Consider the following 15,677-nt stretch of genomic DNA (forward strand, 5'->3'; position numbering starts at 1 on the left):
GCCGTGGCCCTGCTGGCGCCGGACGGCAGCGGGCGCGACGTGATGCTGCAGGTGCTGCGCCAGGCCGGCGAGCGGCCGGGCAGGGTGCCGCCGGTGCGCGGCGTGCCGTGGACCTTCCTGGAGAGTCCGCGCGGCGACGAGCTGCGGCTGGTCGACACCGTCGCCGGATCCAGCGCGCTGCGCGATGCCGACCTGGTGCTGGTCGCTGTATCGACGAAAAGCGAGGCCGATGCCGCGCTGGCCGCGGTGCGCGCGGCCGGCCGGCCGGCCGTGCTGCTGCTGCGCGGCGAAGCCTTGGCGGAGCGAGAGGGATTCGAACCTGCGGTCAAGGCGCTGTCGCTCGATGCCTGCTGCCGCTGCTGGCCGCTGGAGTCGCCGCTGCACGACGCGATTGCCGCAGCGCTGCCCGCCCACCAGAAGCCCGGCATGGAGCGCCTGCAGCGCGCCTGGCGCGATGCGCACCAGCGCCGCTGGCGTGAATCGATGCGCCTGCTGGCCGAGCCGCTGCTGCATGCGGCGCACGACACCGAGGAAGCCCGAACCGGCCCGCTGTCGCTGCGCCAGCTGATCAGTTCCACCGAGCGCGATGCCAGCCAGCGCGCGCGCGAGGACGCCATGGCGTCCGTGCTGCAGCGCCTGAAGGACGTGCTGGCGCGCAGCTTCGACGACCTGCAGCAGCTGCACGGCCTGCGCGCGCTCGAGGGCGACCAGCTGGGCGCCCAGGCCGATCCGTTCGTCGTGCGCCAGGCGCTGCACGCCGGCCACACCAGCGTGGCCGGTGCCGCCAGCGGCGCGGCGGCCATGGGCCTGGCGGTGGACATGATGGCCGGCGGCATGACCCTGGGCGCCGGTGCCCTGCTGGGTGCGCTGATCGGCGGCACCAGCGCGCTGGCCGCGGCGGCCTGGAAGAACCGCGCGGCACCCAACGGCGCGCCCATCGTGCAGCTGGGCGACGACATGCTGCAGACGCTGACCGACCTGGCGGTGCTGCGCTACCTGGCGGTCATCCACGAAGGGCGCATGCTTGCGGGTGATGCCGCGGCCCTGCCCGCCACCTGGAAGAGCGAGGTGATCGCCGGCGTCGCCGCCGACCGCGCCGCGCATGCGGCGGTCTGGGCGCAGGCGCGGCAATCGGACGATCCCGGCGCGCACCGCGAGGCGCTGGCGCAGGCGCTGCAGGCCACCGTGCGGCGGGTGCTGGAGCGGCTCTATGCCGTGCCGGCCGACGTGCTCGCCTGAGCTGCTGCGCCGCCGATCTTCTCGGCCAGGAACTCCACCACCGCCCGCACCGAAGGCAGCTGGCCGCGCCGGTGCGTCATCAGCACCGTGGTCGTCACGGCGCCGGCGCTCCAGCGCGGCAGCACGCGCACCAGCTCGCCGCGCACCAGCGCTCCGCTGCAGATGGAGTGCGGCGACGGCGCGATGCCCAGGCCGGCGCAGGCCGCGGTGATCAGCACCACCGATTCGTCGGCCACCAGCTGGCGCGTGGGCGTCGCGCGCTCCTCCTTGCCGTCGTTCGCGCGCAGGACCCAGGTGCCGGCGTCCGGTGCGACCAGGAGGCCGCAATGGCCGGCGAGATCGCGCGGATGGCGCGGCGTGCCGTGCTCGCGCAGGTAGCCGGGTGACGCGACCAGCAGCACCGGCTCCACCGTCAGCTGCCGCTGCACCAGGCCCGAGTCCGCCAGCGGCTTGAAGTGCGCGCGCAGGGCGATGTCGAAGCCTTCCTGCGCGAGGTCCACGAAGCGGTCGGTGGCATGCATCTGGATTTCCAGCTTGGGATAGCGGCGCGCCAGTTCCGGCAACAGCGGCGCCAACCGGAACTGCGTGGTCGGCAGCGACGCGGTCAGCCGCACCGGCCCGCTGGGCTCGGCGAGCCGGCGCTGCACCGCCTGCTCGGCGGCCTCCACCTCGATCAGCGCGGCGCGCGCGTGCTCGTAGAACGCGCGGCCCACGTCGGTGAGCTGGAAGTTGCGCGAATTGCGCTGGATCAGGCGCGTGCCCACGTCGGCCTCCAGCGCCGCTACGCGCTTGCTCAACGTGGATTTCGGCGTAGCGTGGCGCCGTGAGGCGGGCGCGAAGCCGCCGGCCTCCACGGCTTGGGCGAACAGCAGCAGGTCGTTCAGGTTCAGCATCGCGCCATTGTCCACAAACGTGGACGCTGCAGTGATTTCTAGCCTACTACACGGACATCGTCCACACGACCAGAATCCGCCGCAGACCGCAAGCGGAGTGCTTGCGGCACATGTTTTCCCTCTCAAGGAGTCACGAAATGGAACCGGTTCTTTTCTACGGTGTGCCCGAAGGCTGCTCGTTCGGCGCGATCGTCGCGCTGGAATGGAGCGGCCTGCCGTACCGCCTGTGCCGCGTCGAGATGCCCGGCGTGGTGTCGAGCGACGCCTATCGCCGCATCAACCCGGTCGGCGAAACGCCGACGCTGCTCACCGAGGACGGGCGGCTGCTCAGCCAGAGCATGGCCATCTTCCACCACATCGCCGCGCGCAGCAGCGACGCAAGCTTGCGTCCGGCACCCGGCACGCCGGCGTTCGACCGCATGAACGAGAGCCTGGCCTTCCTCAACACCGGCTTCTTCGGCGCCTTCGCGCCGCTGTGGTACGCCTTCGAGCACGAGAGCGCGGACAAGCAGGCGCTGGTGGACATGGGCACGGCCAAGGTGCGCAAGGCGCACGCCAACCTGGACACGCTTTTGGGCGACCAGCCCTGGCTGGGCGGCGAACAGCGCAGCCTGGCCGACGCGTACTTTCCCGGCATCGCGCGCTGGAACGACTTCCACAAGGTGGTCGACCGGCGCGAATTCCCGAACGTGCAGCGCCTGCACGACAAGCTGCAGGAAGATCCCGCGGTGCGCTTCGCCCACGCCATCGAGGAGCAGCAGCCGGCTCGCAGCGCGGGCGGGTTCGCCGGACACGTGGGCCTGGAGGAGGCGCTGGAGCGCGCTGCCGTTACTGGTCGCAGCTGACCATCCACGGCACGCCGAAGCGGTCGGTCAGCATGCCGAAGCTGCCGCCCCAGAACGGCGGCGCGAACGGCATGGTGACCTTGCCGCCGGCGGCAAGCGCGTCGAACACGCGCTGCGCGCGCGCCTTGTCCTGCGGCACGTACACCGACATGGAGAAACCGCCGTAGCTGGGCGCCGGCGCGCCGGGCATGCCGTCGCTGGCCATGAAGCGCGCGCCTTCGGATTCGAAGGTGGAATGCATCACCTTGTTCTTCCAGCCGGCGGGAAGCTGGGCGTTGTCCATCGGCGAGCCTTCATAGCGCATCAGCGCGGTGACCTTGCCGCCCAGGCACTGCGTGTAGAACTCCAGCGCCTCCTCGCAGTTGCCGCCGAAGGTGAGGTAAGCCTCGATCTGCATGGGTGCTCCTTGCGTGTGTGGAAAAGAGAGGCGCCGATGGTAGCCGGGGCGCCGAATAAAATGGGCCGATGCTCGACATCAACCTGCTCCGCAAGGACCTTGCCTCGGTCGTGGACCGGCTCGAAGCCCGCAAGAAGGGCCAGACCTTCCTCGACGTGGAGGCTTTCCGCGCGCTGGAAGCCGAACGCAAGACCATCCAGACCCGCACCGAGGAGCTGCAGGCGCAGCGCAACCAGCTGTCCAAGCAGATCGGCCAACTGAAGGCGAAAGGCGAATCCGCCGATGCGGCGATGGCCCAGGTGGCGCAGCTCAAGGCCGAGCTGGAGCAGTCGGCCGCGCGGCTGGAACAGATCCAGCCGGCCATGCAGCAGCTGCTGCTGGGCGTGCCCAACCTGCCGCACGCGAGCGTGCCCGTGGGCGAAGACGAGCACGGCAACGTGGAGGTGCGCAAATGGGGCGCGCCGCGCGCCTTCGATTTTGCGGTGAAGGACCATGTGGACATCGGCGAGGCGCTCGGCCTGGACTTCGACGCCGGCGTGAAGCTGAGCGGTTCGCGCTTCACGGTGATGAAGGGTCCCATCGCCCGGCTGCACCGCGCGCTCGCGCAGTTCATGCTGGACGTGCAGACGCAGGAGCACGGCTACACCGAGTGCTACACGCCGTACGTCGTGAACGAGGCCACGCTGCGCGGCACCGGCCAGCTGCCCAAATTCGAGGCCGACCTGTTCGCCGTCAGCAAGGGCGGCCAGGATGGGCTGGCGTCGGAAGAACAGCAGGTGCTGTACCTGATTCCCACCAGCGAGGTGACGCTGACCAACCTGGTGCGCGACGAGATCGTGGCCGAGGCGCAGCTGCCGCTGAAGTTCACGGCGCATACGCCGTGCTTCCGGTCGGAGGCCGGCAGCGCCGGGCGCGACACGCGCGGCATGATCCGCCAGCACCAGTTCGACAAGGTCGAGATGGTGCAGGTGGTGCACCCCGACAAGAGCGACGCCGCGCTGGAAGAAATGACCGGCCACGCAGAAGCCGTGCTGCGCAAGCTGGAGCTGCCCTACCGCGTGGTGCTGCTGTGCAGCGGCGACATGGGTTTCGGCGCCGCCAAGACCTACGACCTGGAAGTCTGGCTGCCGGCGCAGGACACCTACCGCGAGATCAGCTCGGTGTCCAACTGCGAGGCCTTCCAGGCGCGGCGCCTGCAGGCCCGCTTCAAGACCGCGCAGGGCAAGAACGAGTTGGTGCACACGCTCAACGGCTCCGGCCTGGCGGTGGGGCGCACGCTGGTGGCGGTGCTGGAGAACTACCAGAATGCTGACGGTTCGTTGACGGTACCGGAAGCGTTGCGGCCGTACCTGGGCGGCATGGATGTGCTGAGGGGCTGAAAAAAGCCCCGGCGCTTCGGCTAGAATTGAAGGCTTCGCACCACGCGATACCGAATAAACGGAGCGGTGGCAGAGTGGTCGAATGCGCCGGACTCGAAATCCGGTGTACGGTTATGCCGTACCGTGGGTTCGAATCCCACCTGCTCCGCCAAGCTATAAAAAAGCCCTGAGACATCGGGGCTTTTTTTCGTCTGCGGGTTTCTCGCAATCAACTTCTGGTGCGCAAGAGGTACTCTCGCGCAACCCTAAAATCGCAAATTTCCAAGGTTGACCTTGATCGGAGAATTTGAAATGAACTTCCGCCTTCTTCCTGTCGCCGCCGCGCTCGCAGCCGCGGCCTTCGCCTCCAGCGCCCTCGCGGCCGACATCAAGATCGGCGCCGCCGAAGCGCTGTCCGGCCCGGCCGGCCAGTACGGCCAGTCGATCAAGAACGGCTTCGAGCTCGCCGCCGAAGAGATCAACGCGGCCGGCGGCGTCAAGGGCAACAAGATCGCGCTGGTGTTCGAAGACGAAGCCGGCAAGAAGGAACAGGCGATCGACGTCTTCAAGAAGCTGATCTTCCAGGACAAGGTGGTCATGCTGTTCGGCCCGACGCTGTCCAACTCCGCCCAGGCCGCCGACCCGATCGCCCAGGCCGCCAAGGTGCCGGTGTTCGGCACCTCCAACACCGCCGACGGCATCACTTCCATCGGCAACTACGTGTTCCGCAATTCGGTGACCGAATCGGACGTGCTGCCCGAGACGCTGCGCGTCGCCATCAAGCACAACACCATCAAGAAGGTCGCCGTCCTGTACGGCAACGACGACGTCTTCACCAAGAGCGGCTACGACGCCTTCAAGAAGGCGCTTGAGACGCTGAACGTGCCGGTCACCACGACCGAGACCTTCGCCAAGGGCGACGTCGACTTCAAGGCGCAGCTGACCAAGATCAAGGCGAGCGGGGCGGACGCCATCGTGCTGTCGGCACTGATGGCCGAAGGCGCGCCGATCATGGTGCAGGCCCGCCAGCTGGGCATCAACCTGCCGATCGTCGGCGGCAACGGCATGAACTCCGTCAAGGTGTTCGACCTGGCCAAGGACAAGTCCGACAACCTGTGGGTCGGCAGCCCCTGGGCCCTGAGCAGCGAGAGCAAGGAGAACCAGCACTTCGTCGTGGGCTACACGAAGAAGTACAAGGCCGCGCCCGACCAGTTCGCCGCCCAGGCGTATGACGCGCTGAACATCACCGCCGCCGCCCTGGCCAAGATCAAGCTCACCGGCAACATCGAGGCCGACCGCACCGCGCTGCGCGACGCGCTTCCGGGCGTCACCCATACCGGCGCCACCGGCGCGTTCAAGTTCCGCCAGGCCATGGGCAAGGACGGCAAGCCGGCCGGCTATGACGCGCAGCAGGCCGCCATCGTGTCCGTCACGAAGGGCGGCAAGTACATCATCGAAAAATAAACGCTGCCGCCACCCCGGGCCGTCCGCTTCGGCGGCCCGGGCGCGGTGCGACGGGGACACTTCGCCTTGCTTGAACAACAGCTCGTCAACGCGCTCTCGCTGGGCTGCGTCTACGCCTTGTTCGCCCTCGGTTTCACGCTGGTCTTCGGCGTGCTGGGCGTGATCAACCTCTCGCACGGCGCGATCTTCATGGTCGGCGCCTACGCGGCCCTGCAGGTGGTCACGCGGCTGGGCTTCCCGCTCTGGGCTTCGCTGGCTGCGGCATTCTTCATCGCCGGCGCCTTCGGCCTGGCCATCGATGTCCTGGTGCTGCGGCCGCTGCGGCGGCGCGGCGCACCGCACCTGATCCCGATGATCGCCACCATCGGCCTCGGGATCTTCTTCAACAGCGCCGCGCAAGGCCTGTTCGGCGCCGAGAACCTGCGCTTTCCCACCAACCTGCTGCCCGACGCGCAACTGGAGTTCCTGGGCGTGCAGGTCAGCGTGCTGGAGGTCGCCATCATCGTGCTGTCGGTCGCCCTCATGGCGGCGCTGCTGGTGGTGATGCGCAAGACCCAGCTGGGCCGCGCGCTGCGCGCGATCGCCGAGTCGCCCAAGGCGGCGGCGCTGCTTGGCATCAACGTCGAAGGCCTGTTCTACCTGACCTCCTTCACCGCGGCGGCGCTGGGCGGCATCAGCGGCGTGCTGGTGGCGCTGTATTCGAACGCGGTGTTCCCGCTCATGGGGCAGCCCATGCTGCACAAGGGCATCGCCGTGATCATCCTGGGCGGCATGGGCGACATCCGCGGCGCGCTGATCGGCGGCCTGTTCCTGGGCTTCGCGGAAGTCATGTCGGTGGCCTACATCGGCTCCACCATGCGCGACGCCGTGGCCTTCGGCCTGCTGTTCCTGGTGCTGCTGCTGCGGCCGCAGGGCATGTTCGGCCGCGTGCTGGAACGGAAGGCCTGAGGCATGACGGAGTGGTTTGACGGTTTCTGGTCGATCTACAGCAACCTGGTGCTGACGATCGGCATCAACGCGCTGCTGGCGCTGTCGATCTGGCTCACGCTGTCCTGCGGCCTGCTGACGATGGCCAACGCGGCGTTCATGGGCGTCGGCGCCTACACGGCGGCCATCCTCACCATGACCTACGGCGCGCCGTTCCCGCTGGCGCTGGCTGGCGGCATCGTCGCGCCGACGCTGCTGGCGCTGGCAATCGGCGGGCCGACGCTGCGCCTGTCGGGGGTCTATCTCGCGATGGCCACGCTCGGTTTCGGCGAGGTCGTGCGCGTGACCTTGCTGAACGCGGAGTCGCTCACCGGCGGCGCGCTGGGCCTCAACGGCATCCCGCAGTCCACCCAGTGGTGGCACGTGGTCGCGGCGCTGGTGCTCGTGCTGCTGGTGCTGTGGCGCCTGCGCCGCTCGCGCGTCGGCCGCGCCTTCGAGGCGATCAAGGAAGACGAAGTGGCAGCCTCCCTGATGGGGATCGGCGTCAACGCGCACAAGATGCTGGCCTTCGCGCTGGGCGCCGGCATCGCCGGCCTGGCCGGCGCACTCAACGCGCACCTGACCTTCTTCATCGGCCCGAGCGAGTTCGGCTTCGACCGCGCGGTGGAGATCCTGACGATGGCCATCCTCGGCGGCACCGGCGGCCTCACCGGCCCGGTGCTGGGCGCGCTGATTGTCGTCGTGCTGCCCGAGCTGCTGCGCGGCTTCAAGGACTTCCGCACCATGATCAACGGCGCCATCCTGGTCGTCATCGTGCTGTTCCTGCCCAAGGGCTTGTGGGACCCGCAGCGCGTGCGCCAGCTGTTCAAGGTGGGGGCGCACTGATGCTCAAGCTCGCCAACGTGTCCAAGCGCTTCGGCGGCCTGGCGGTGCTGCAGGACGTGAGCTTCACCGTGCCCGAAGGCAAGGTGTTCGGCCTCATCGGCCCCAACGGCGCCGGCAAGACCACGGTGTTCAACCTGATCACGGGCCTGCTCAAGCCCACCGCCGGCAGCATCGAGTTCGACGGCGCCAGCCTGCTGGGCGTGCCCCCGCACCGCATCACGCGCCGCGGCCTGGGCCGCACCTTCCAGAACATCCGCATCTTCAAGGAGATGACGCTGGTGGAGAACGTGGTGGTGGGCATGCATTCCCACCTGAACTACGGGGTGGCGTCCTGGCTGTTTTCGCTGCCGGACTTTCGCGCGCGCGAGCAGCGCGCGCGCGACCGGGCGCACGAGCTGCTGACCTGGGTCGGCCTCGACGCCAAGGCCCATGACATCGCCGACAACCTGTCCTACGGCGACCAGCGCAAGCTCGAACTGGCGCGCGCGCTGGCCACCGAGCCGAAGCTGCTGCTGCTGGACGAGCCCGTGGCCGGCATGAACAGCGGCGAGAAGGTGCAGCTGATGAAGGTGGTGTCCGATGTCGCCAGGCGCGGCTTCACCATCTTCATGATCGAACACGACATGCGCTTCGTCATGGGACTGTGCGAACGGATCGCGGTGCTGAACTTCGGCAAGATCATCGCCGAGGGCGCGCCCGACGAGATCAAGAACAATCCCGCGGTGATCGAGGCCTACCTCGGGCGCGAAGACGACGAGGAGGTTGCCCCATGAGCGCGCTGCTCGAGGTGCGCGACCTCGCGGTGGCGTATGGCCACGTCGAGGCGGTGCAGGGCATCAGTTTCGACGTCCACGCCGGCGAGATCCGCACGCTGGTCGGCGCCAACGGCGCCGGCAAGTCGACCACGCTGCTGGCCCTGTCGGGGCTGGTGCGGCCCAAGGCCGGCTCGATCCGCTTCGACGGCGAGGAGCTGACCAAGCTGCCCACGCACCAGATCGTCGAGCGCGGGCTGGTGCAGGTGGCCGAGGGCCGCGCGATCCTCACCACCTTGACCGTGCGCGAGAACCTGGAGCTGGGCGCCTACCGCCGCAAGGACCGCGCGGCGATCGCCAGCGACATGGAGCGGGTGCTGGGGCTGTTCCCGCGCCTGAAGGAGCGGCTGGACGGGCTGGCGGGCAACCTGTCGGGCGGCGAGCAGCAGATGCTGGCCATCGGCCGCGCGCTGCTGGCCAAGCCGCGGCTGCTGCTGCTGGACGAGCCCTCGATGGGTCTGGCGCCGATCGTGGTGCAGGAGATCTTCCGCACGCTGCGCGCGATCAACACCGATGGCCTGACCATTTTCCTGGTGGAGCAGAACGTGCGCCAGGCGCTGAAGATCGCCAACCACGGCTACGTGCTGGAGAGCGGCCGCATCGTGCTGGACGGCAGCGGCGCCGCGCTCCTGAAAGAGCCGCGGGTGCATGCCGCCTACATGGGCGGCTAGGCTTTCTACTGCCGCTCCCACTCGTCCAGGTGCGCGATGAGGTCGTCGATCGCGATGACCTCGCGCCGGAACACGACCGCTGACCAGCCGCCATGCCGACCGGGCGCAGCCGGCCGCGGGGCGCGCGGCTTCTTGAAGATGCGTTCGCTTCAAGCGCCCAGGTGCTTCAGAACGTGGTCCACAAAGTGCCTTAACTTGGCCGTCGGCCGCTGCTCCCGCAAGTACAGCAGGTGCGCCGGCCGCTGCGGCGGCGCATAGCGGGACAGCACGCGCACCAGCCTGCCGGCGGCCAGGTCCTCGCGCAGCAGCGGCTCCCATTGCATGAGGATGCCGCCGCCGGCCAGCGCGGCCTGGCGTAGCGCCTCGCCGTTGTTGCTGGTCAGCCGCGAACGGATCGGCACGGTGTGCTCGCGGCCGTCCGCAGCGAAGAGCCGCCAGCGGTCCTGGTGCACCCAGTGGCTGAACCCCAGGCAGGCATGGTTCGAGAGGTCCGCGGGCACGCGCGGCCTGCCGTGGCGGCGCAGATAGGCCGGCGTCGCGCACAGCAGCATGGACAGCGGCAGGTCGGGCAGCGGGCCCGAGCGCAGCGCGGCGTCGAAGCCTTCGTCCATCAGGTCGACCACGCGGTCGTGCAGCACGAGCTCCACCTGCACCTGCGGGTGCTTCGCCGTGAACGCCGGCAGCAAAGGCGCCAGGCCACGCGAGCCGAGGATCACCGGCGCCGTGACGCGCAGCAGCCCGCGCGGCTGCGCCTGCAGCTCGGCGGCCGACGCTTCGGCCGCCTGGAACTCGGCCAGCGCGGCGCGTGAGCGCTCGAGGTACAGGCGCCCGACGTCGGTGAGGCTCTGGCGCCGCGTCGTGCGGTGCAGCAGCCGCGCGCCCAGCCGCGCCTCGATCGCCAGCACGTGCTTGGCGACCATGGCCGGCGAGAGATCGAGTTCGCGCGCCGCGGGTGCGAACCCGCCCAGTTCGGCGACGCGCACGAAAACTTGCATGCTGCTCAAACGGTCCACGATTGCACACTCCTGGTTGCGAATCATCGCACCAGTGAAGGCTTTTTCTCCACGCCGCCCATCGGCACAGTGGCGGCTCTTCCCAAGGAGAATTTTCGATGCAAGGACGATGGACCACCGCGGCACGCGCGTTCGTTGCCGCGGCCGGCCTCTGGCTGGCATGCGGCGCGTGCGCCGCCGCGCCCGGCGTGCGCCTGTACACGCTGGACTGCGGCGGCGCCGAGTTCGCCGATTTCGGCCTGGCGTCCGACACCGGCGCGCAGGACGGCCGGCCGGCCCGCCTGGCCAACCCCTGCTTCCTGGTGCGGCATCCGGCGGGGTGGCTGCTGTGGGACGCGGGGCTGCCGCCGCAACTACCCGCCGCCGTGACGCGCGGCGTGCCGCCCGCGGACATGCTGCGCGAACTTGGATTTCGCGCCTGGGCCGGTCCGCCGCTGGCCGACCAGCTGCGCGCGCTCAGCCTCAAGCCGAACGACATCCGCTACATCGCGTTCTCGCACCTGCATTTCGACCATACGGGCAATGCGAACCTGTTTCCCGGTGCCACCTGGATCCTGCAGCGCGCCGAGCTGGCCTGGGCCTTGGCCGAGCCGCCGCCCGTGAGCATGGTGCCCGAGCTGTTCAGCGGATGGCGCAGCGCCGACAAGCGCATGATCGACGGCGACGCGGACGTGTTCGGTGACGGCAGCGTGCGCATCCTGCGCGCGCCGGGCCACACCCCCGGCAGCAGCGTGCTGCTGCTGCGCCTGGCGGGCGGCGGCTCCGTTCTCCTGAGCGGCGATCTCTACCTCACGCTCGAGGGCAGGGCGCACGGACACGTGCCGGCCGTCAACGCCGACCGCGCCGCGACGCTGGCCTCCATGGAGCGCATCGAAACCATCGCGCGGCGCACAGGAGCGCGCGTCGTGGTGCAGCACGCACCGGAAGACTTCAACCTGCTGCCGAAGCTGCCTGCGTTCCTCGAATGAGGGATGCAGCTAGGAGAAATCCTCAGGCACCTTAAGCAAGTTGCCTAAGGCCCAGGGGCGAACCAATGGTTTCATCCTGGGCAGAGGAGTTCGCGATGGCCAAGGCCCTTTTGCTGGAGACGGCTCACCTGCTGCCCATGGAGACAAGCAGTGTGCCGGGGACACAAGCACTGGACGAGCAGTTCGGGTTCCTGATCGGCGCCCTCGATTCGCTGTCCGATGCGGTGGCGATCATCAACCGGCGCGCCGGAACGCTCTACCGCAACCGCCGCTTCCTGGAACTGTGGGAGGTGCCGCCCGCGCTGCACGAAGCACGCACGCGCGTGGAGCTGTTCGAGTGGATCCTCAGCCGGGTGGCCGATCCCGACTACTACCGGCGCACCGTGCAGCAGATGATGCAGAGCCGAGATTACGCGGCCACCGACGTCATGTTGCTCAAAGACGGGCGGTTCTTCGAGCGGCAGTGCATGCCGCAGTACGTGCACGGCACGAACGTGGGACTGGTGATCACCTACCGCGACGTGAGCGGCCAGCACGCCGCCGCCGAAGCCGCGCGCAAGGCCCGGGAATTCGCCGAGCGGGCGGCGGCGCTGAAGACCGAATTCCTGGCCAACATGAGCCACGAGATCCGCACGCCGATGAACGGCATCGTCGGCTTGACGCACCTCGTGCTGAAGACTCCGCTCAACGAAACCCAAAAGGCCTACATGGGCAAGATCCAGGCGTGCAGCGCGCACCTGCTGGGCGTGCTGAACCAGATCCTGGACCTGTCCAAGATCGAAGCCGGCGAAGCCACGCTGGAGCACGTTCCCGTGCGGCTGCGGGCGGTGCTGGAGAGCGCGCGGGACGTGGTGGCGCTCAAGGCCGCGGAAAAGGGCCTGCGGCTGGAGATGGAGATCGACACCGGCATTCCAGACAACCTGATCGGCGACCCGCTGCGCCTGAGCCAGGTCCTGATCAACTACCTGGGCAACGCCGTCAAGTTCACCGACGCCGGGCACGTCCGCCTGCACGCCGTGCTCGCAGCGCAGGACGGCGCGGTGTGCACCGTGCGCTTCGAGGTGTTGGACACCGGCATCGGCCTGAGCGAGGAGCAGTGCGCGCGCCTGTTCCAGAACTTCCAGCAAGCGGACGCGTCGACCGCGCGGCGCTTTGGCGGCACCGGCCTGGGCCTGGCCATCGCGAAGAAGCTGGCCGAACTCATGGGCGGTGAGGTCGGTGTCGCCAGCCGGCCCGGCGCCGGCAGCACCTTCTGGTTCACCGCCCGCCTCGGCAAGGGCGAGGCGCAGGAGGCCGCGGTGGATGGCGCCGGCGCGCAAGTGGCCGCCCCCGACCTGCGGGGCGTGCGGGTCCTGCTGGTGGAGGACAACGACGTGAACCAGATCATCGCCTGCGAAATCCTGGCGGAAACGGGCGCCGCCGTCGACGTGGCCTCCGACGGCCGGGAAGGCGTGCGGATGGCGCTCGCCGGCGGCTACGACGTGGTGCTGATGGACATGCAGATGCCGGTGATGGACGGCGTTGCCGCCACCGCCGCCATCCGCGTGGCGCTCGGGCGCGCGCTGCCGATCATTGCCCTGACGGCCAACGCGACGGCCGCGGACCGCGCCAGCTGCCTGGCCGCGGGGATGGATGGCTACCTGGCCAAGCCGTTCGACCCCGCCGCGCTGTGGCATGCGGTGGTCCATTGGGTGGGACGCGCGGAGCCTGGCGGTCAATGACTCCCTGAATCCGCTTGGCGGGCGACCGCCACGCGCCCGACACGCATGCCGAGCGGCCAGCGCACGACGTGCCGCGCAGCGGCGCCGCCCCAGAGCGCGTCCAATTCCCGGCCCAAGCCGGCCACGGGGTCGTGGCCGGTCGCTTCCGCCATGCGCGCCACGGCCGACCAGGTGCGCACGTAGGCCAGGAACTCGCCCAGCGTCCAGCGGCATTCCATCGCGAACGGCGGCACCTCTTCGCGCGCGAACGGGAACGAGAGGTCGGCGTAGCCGTTCTCCACATGCTCGCGGCCGGCCGGCCAGTACGGGTGCACCAGATTCCAGTAGAAGCTTTGCACGCAGTCGTTGATGCCGGGTTCGTCCAGTTCCAGAACGCCGTAGGTCCACACCGCGACCACGCCGCCCGGCTTCAGAATGCGCCGCACCTCGGGCCAGAACCTGCCGAGGTCGAACCAGTGCAGCGCCTGCGCCACCGTCACCAGGTCCGCCGACTGCGCAGCCACGCCGGTGTCCTCGGCCACCGCGACGCGCCAGTCGATGTTGGACGCGGCGGTCGTTGTGGCATTCGCGAGCTGGTCCGCGCTGAGATCCGTGGCGACCACGCGGCGGAAACGCTTCGCCAGCGGCAGCGCGGCCTGGCCGGTTCCGGCGCCGACGTCGACCGCGAGTGCGTGCTGTTCGCAGCGCGCGGCCAGCCAGTCGAACAACGCCTCGGGATAGCCGGGGCGGCCGCTCGCGTAGTTCGCGGCAACGCGCGAGAAATGGTCGGGCGGCGACGGTGCAGGTGGTGGCGTGGATGTCATTGCAAAGCGGCGCCGAAGCGCTCCATGGCGTGCTGGTGGAAGCGGTCCGCGGCCACTGCGGCGCGCATGTGCCGCCCCGATCCGGCGACGCCGGCGCGGTCGCTCACCTCGACTTCGAATTCGTACAGCGCGCCGCGCATGCCCACGAAACGCGCCGTCACGCGCACCACCTCGCCGGCCAGCGTGGGTGCGGCGTGCCGCAGTTCCACCCCGACACCGACCGACAGCGCGTGCGCAGACAGCGCGGGCCGCATCAGGCGCGCGGCGGCGATCTCCATCAGCGCCAGCATGCGGCTGGTGGCCAGCACGTCGGGAAAGGCGTCGCCCGGCTGCAACGGCAGCCGCGCCGCGCTGTCGGCAGCGCCGACGCGGTACTCGAACGCGTAGCAGGCGTTCGGCGCAAGCGGCATGGGTTCCATCGGCGTTTCATTCTTCCTCAAGGCGCCGCTGGGGTGGCGGGCAGTTGCACCGACCGGGTCTGCAGGTACTCCTGCAGCCCGTGCACGTCATTCTCGCGGCCGATGCCCGATTGGCGCCAGCCGCCGAACGGCGCCTTCGGGTTCCAGCGCGCGCCGTTGATGTCCACCTGCCCGGTGCGCAGCCGGCGCGCGACGGCGAGAGCGCGCGCCGTGTCGGCCGACCACACGGTGCCGCCCAGCCCATAGATGGAATCGTTGGCGATGCGCACCGCGTCGTCCTCGTCGTCATAGGCGATGACGCACAGCACCGGACCGAAAACTTCTTCGCGCGCGATCTCGGATGTCGGCTGCACCAGCAGCACGATGGGCCGCGCGAAGAAACCCGGCCCGTCCGGCATGCGTTCGGTGCGCGCCAGCACGCGCGCGCCTTCCGCCAGAGCCCGCGCGACCATGGCTTCGACCCGCTGCAGCTGCGCATGCGACACCAGCGGGCCGAGCGCAGAATCCGCGTCGTGCGCCGAACCGACGCGCAGCCGGTCCAGCACGGCCTGCGCGAGCGCGCCGATCTCTTCGACACGCTCGCGCGGCACCAGCATGCGCGTGGTCGCGGAGCAAGCCTGGCCGCTGTTGAGAAGACAACTCGAGAGCGTTCCCTTGACGGCAGCCGCGAAGTCGGCATCGGGAAGCACGACGGATGCCGACTTGCCGCCCAGCTCCAGCGCCACGCGCTTGATGCCGGCGGCCGCCAGTTGCATCACGCGGCGCCCGGCGCGGGTGGAACCGGTGAACGACACCATGTCCACCTCGGGGTGCGTGGCCAGCGCCTCGCCGACTTCGGACCCGGTGCCCGGCACCAGGTTGAACACACCGGGTGGCAGGCCGGCGCCGTGGATGGCCTCGGCCAGCAGGTAGGCGTTGAGCGGCGCGATCTCCGAGGGCTTGAGCACCACGGTGCAGCCCGCGGCCAGCGCCGGCGCCACTTTCAAGGTGATCTGGTTGAGCGGAAAATTCCACGGCGTGATGGCAGCCACTACGCCGACGGGTTCGCGGTACACCACCGAGTGGCCGATGCGTTCGCTGAACGCATAGCGCTCGGCCAGTTCCGCGAAATGGCCCCAGTGCCACAGCGGCCCGTCCACCTGCACCTTGGCCGCCATGCGCGCGGGCATGCCGACCTCGGTGGCAATGGTGTCGGTGAGCGCGGCCGCCCGCTCGCGCAGGCCCGCCTGGATGGCGCGCAGGCAGCGCGCGCGCTCGGCCGG

General features: G+C 69.5%; 16 protein-coding genes and 1 tRNA gene. 11 read left to right on the plus strand and 6 right to left on the minus strand.

Going from position 1 to position 15,677, the window contains the following annotated elements:
* Nucleotides 1-1,239 (plus strand): DUF3482 domain-containing protein (locus H0U68_RS20185; RefSeq protein ID WP_296358696.1); only part of this gene is annotated, 1,239 nt, incomplete at its 5' end.
* On the opposite strand, the gene H0U68_RS20190 is transcribed toward H0U68_RS20185, so the two are convergent.
* Nucleotides 1,209-2,132 carry a LysR substrate-binding domain-containing protein gene (locus H0U68_RS20190; protein ID WP_296358697.1) on the minus strand — a complete coding sequence of 308 codons (924 nt, stop codon included), beginning with the start codon at nt 2,130-2,132 and terminating at the stop codon, nt 1,209-1,211. The genes H0U68_RS20185 and H0U68_RS20190 overlap by 31 nt on opposite strands.
* A gap of 137 nt (nt 2,133-2,269) precedes the next feature.
* Here H0U68_RS20190 and H0U68_RS20195 point away from each other — a divergent pair, with 137 nt between their 5' ends.
* Nucleotides 2,270-2,977, plus strand: a complete 708-nt coding sequence (locus H0U68_RS20195) for a glutathione S-transferase family protein (protein WP_296358698.1) — start codon at nt 2,270-2,272, stop codon at nt 2,975-2,977.
* Here the strand turns inward: H0U68_RS20195 and H0U68_RS20200 are convergent.
* A complete protein-coding gene (locus H0U68_RS20200; RefSeq protein WP_296358699.1) occupies nt 2,961-3,374 on the minus strand; it encodes a VOC family protein in 414 nt (137 codons plus the stop codon). The genes H0U68_RS20195 and H0U68_RS20200 overlap by 17 nt on opposite strands.
* Before the next feature lie 68 nt (nt 3,375-3,442).
* Between H0U68_RS20200 and serS the strand changes: the two genes are divergently transcribed.
* The 7 genes from serS to H0U68_RS20235 all read left to right on the plus strand — a co-directional run bounded on the left by serS (nt 3,443) and on the right by H0U68_RS20235 (nt 9,491).
* Nucleotides 3,443-4,753, plus strand: coding sequence for a serine--tRNA ligase (serS, locus tag H0U68_RS20205; RefSeq protein WP_296358700.1), 1,311 nt, complete (start codon nt 3,443-3,445; stop codon nt 4,751-4,753).
* A 60-nt stretch (nt 4,754-4,813) separates the two neighbouring features.
* A tRNA-Ser gene (locus H0U68_RS20210) sits at nt 4,814-4,904 on the plus strand.
* A gap of 140 nt (nt 4,905-5,044) precedes the next feature.
* On the plus strand, nt 5,045-6,196 hold the full coding sequence (locus tag H0U68_RS20215; protein WP_296358701.1) for an ABC transporter substrate-binding protein: 1,152 nt from the start codon (nt 5,045-5,047) through the stop codon (nt 6,194-6,196).
* A 66-nt stretch (nt 6,197-6,262) separates the two neighbouring features.
* Nucleotides 6,263-7,144 carry a branched-chain amino acid ABC transporter permease gene (locus tag H0U68_RS20220; RefSeq protein WP_296358702.1) on the plus strand — a complete coding sequence of 294 codons (882 nt, stop codon included), beginning with the start codon at nt 6,263-6,265 and terminating at the stop codon, nt 7,142-7,144.
* A 3-nt stretch (nt 7,145-7,147) separates the two neighbouring features.
* A complete protein-coding gene (locus tag H0U68_RS20225; protein WP_296358703.1) occupies nt 7,148-8,008 on the plus strand; it encodes a branched-chain amino acid ABC transporter permease in 861 nt (286 codons plus the stop codon).
* Entirely contained in the window at nt 8,008-8,781 is a 774-nt protein-coding gene (locus tag H0U68_RS20230; RefSeq protein ID WP_296358704.1) for an ABC transporter ATP-binding protein, read from the plus strand. The genes H0U68_RS20225 and H0U68_RS20230 overlap by 1 nt, the downstream gene beginning before the upstream one ends.
* Nucleotides 8,778-9,491 carry an ABC transporter ATP-binding protein gene (locus tag H0U68_RS20235; protein ID WP_296358705.1) on the plus strand — a complete coding sequence of 238 codons (714 nt, stop codon included), beginning with the start codon at nt 8,778-8,780 and terminating at the stop codon, nt 9,489-9,491. The genes H0U68_RS20230 and H0U68_RS20235 overlap by 4 nt, the downstream gene beginning before the upstream one ends.
* Before the next feature lie 149 nt (nt 9,492-9,640).
* On the opposite strand, the gene H0U68_RS20240 is transcribed toward H0U68_RS20235, so the two are convergent.
* Nucleotides 9,641-10,486, minus strand: a complete 846-nt coding sequence (locus H0U68_RS20240) for a LysR family transcriptional regulator (RefSeq protein ID WP_296358706.1) — start codon at nt 10,484-10,486, stop codon at nt 9,641-9,643.
* Nucleotides 10,487-10,602: 116 nt separating this feature from the next.
* Here H0U68_RS20240 and H0U68_RS20245 point away from each other — a divergent pair, with 116 nt between their 5' ends.
* Together H0U68_RS20245 and H0U68_RS20250 are read left to right on the plus strand one after the other, a co-directional pair.
* Nucleotides 10,603-11,472, plus strand: a complete 870-nt coding sequence (locus tag H0U68_RS20245; RefSeq protein WP_296358707.1) for an N-acyl homoserine lactonase family protein — start codon at nt 10,603-10,605, stop codon at nt 11,470-11,472.
* A 95-nt stretch (nt 11,473-11,567) separates the two neighbouring features.
* Nucleotides 11,568-13,193 (plus strand): ATP-binding protein, encoded by a 1,626-nt coding sequence (locus H0U68_RS20250; protein WP_296358708.1) that lies wholly within the window; start codon nt 11,568-11,570, stop codon nt 13,191-13,193.
* Here H0U68_RS20250 and H0U68_RS20255 read toward each other — a convergent pair.
* The 3 genes from H0U68_RS20255 to H0U68_RS20265 all read right to left on the minus strand — a co-directional run.
* On the minus strand, nt 13,187-13,996 hold the full coding sequence (locus H0U68_RS20255; protein ID WP_296358709.1) for a class I SAM-dependent methyltransferase: 810 nt from the start codon (nt 13,994-13,996) through the stop codon (nt 13,187-13,189). The two genes, H0U68_RS20250 and H0U68_RS20255, sit on opposite strands and share 7 nt — an antisense overlap.
* Nucleotides 13,993-14,415, minus strand: a complete 423-nt coding sequence (locus H0U68_RS20260; protein WP_296358710.1) for a thioesterase — start codon at nt 14,413-14,415, stop codon at nt 13,993-13,995. The genes H0U68_RS20255 and H0U68_RS20260 overlap by 4 nt, the downstream gene beginning before the upstream one ends.
* Before the next feature lie 17 nt (nt 14,416-14,432).
* Nucleotides 14,433-15,677 (minus strand): aldehyde dehydrogenase family protein (locus tag H0U68_RS20265; RefSeq protein WP_296358711.1); only part of this gene is annotated, 1,245 nt, incomplete at its 5' end.

The sequence above is a fragment of the Ramlibacter sp. genome (assembly GCF_013697775.1).
Taxonomy (GTDB): domain Bacteria; phylum Pseudomonadota; class Gammaproteobacteria; order Burkholderiales; family Burkholderiaceae_C; genus Ramlibacter.

Excerpts from the sequence above, each read along its gene's own strand:
- H0U68_RS20190 (WP_296358697.1), bottom strand. The coding sequence starts at position 2,132 with ATGCTGAACCTGAACGACCTGCTGCTGTTCGCCCAAGCCGTGGAGGCC.
- H0U68_RS20195 (WP_296358698.1), top strand. The coding sequence starts at position 2,270 with ATGGAACCGGTTCTTTTCTACGGTGTGCCCGAAGGCTGCTCGTTCGGC.
- H0U68_RS20200 (WP_296358699.1), bottom strand. The coding sequence starts at position 3,374 with ATGCAGATCGAGGCTTACCTCACCTTCGGCGGCAACTGCGAGGAGGCG.
- serS (WP_296358700.1), top strand. The coding sequence starts at position 3,443 with ATGCTCGACATCAACCTGCTCCGCAAGGACCTTGCCTCGGTCGTGGAC.
- H0U68_RS20215 (WP_296358701.1), top strand. The coding sequence starts at position 5,045 with ATGAACTTCCGCCTTCTTCCTGTCGCCGCCGCGCTCGCAGCCGCGGCC.
- H0U68_RS20225 (WP_296358703.1), top strand. The coding sequence starts at position 7,148 with ATGACGGAGTGGTTTGACGGTTTCTGGTCGATCTACAGCAACCTGGTG.
- H0U68_RS20230 (WP_296358704.1), top strand. The coding sequence starts at position 8,008 with ATGCTCAAGCTCGCCAACGTGTCCAAGCGCTTCGGCGGCCTGGCGGTG.
- H0U68_RS20235 (WP_296358705.1), top strand. The coding sequence starts at position 8,778 with ATGAGCGCGCTGCTCGAGGTGCGCGACCTCGCGGTGGCGTATGGCCAC.
- H0U68_RS20240 (WP_296358706.1), bottom strand. The coding sequence starts at position 10,486 with ATGCAAGTTTTCGTGCGCGTCGCCGAACTGGGCGGGTTCGCACCCGCG.
- H0U68_RS20245 (WP_296358707.1), top strand. The coding sequence starts at position 10,603 with ATGCAAGGACGATGGACCACCGCGGCACGCGCGTTCGTTGCCGCGGCC.
- H0U68_RS20250 (WP_296358708.1), top strand. The coding sequence starts at position 11,568 with ATGGCCAAGGCCCTTTTGCTGGAGACGGCTCACCTGCTGCCCATGGAG.
- H0U68_RS20255 (WP_296358709.1), bottom strand. The coding sequence starts at position 13,996 with ATGACATCCACGCCACCACCTGCACCGTCGCCGCCCGACCATTTCTCG.
- H0U68_RS20260 (WP_296358710.1), bottom strand. The coding sequence starts at position 14,415 with ATGGAACCCATGCCGCTTGCGCCGAACGCCTGCTACGCGTTCGAGTAC.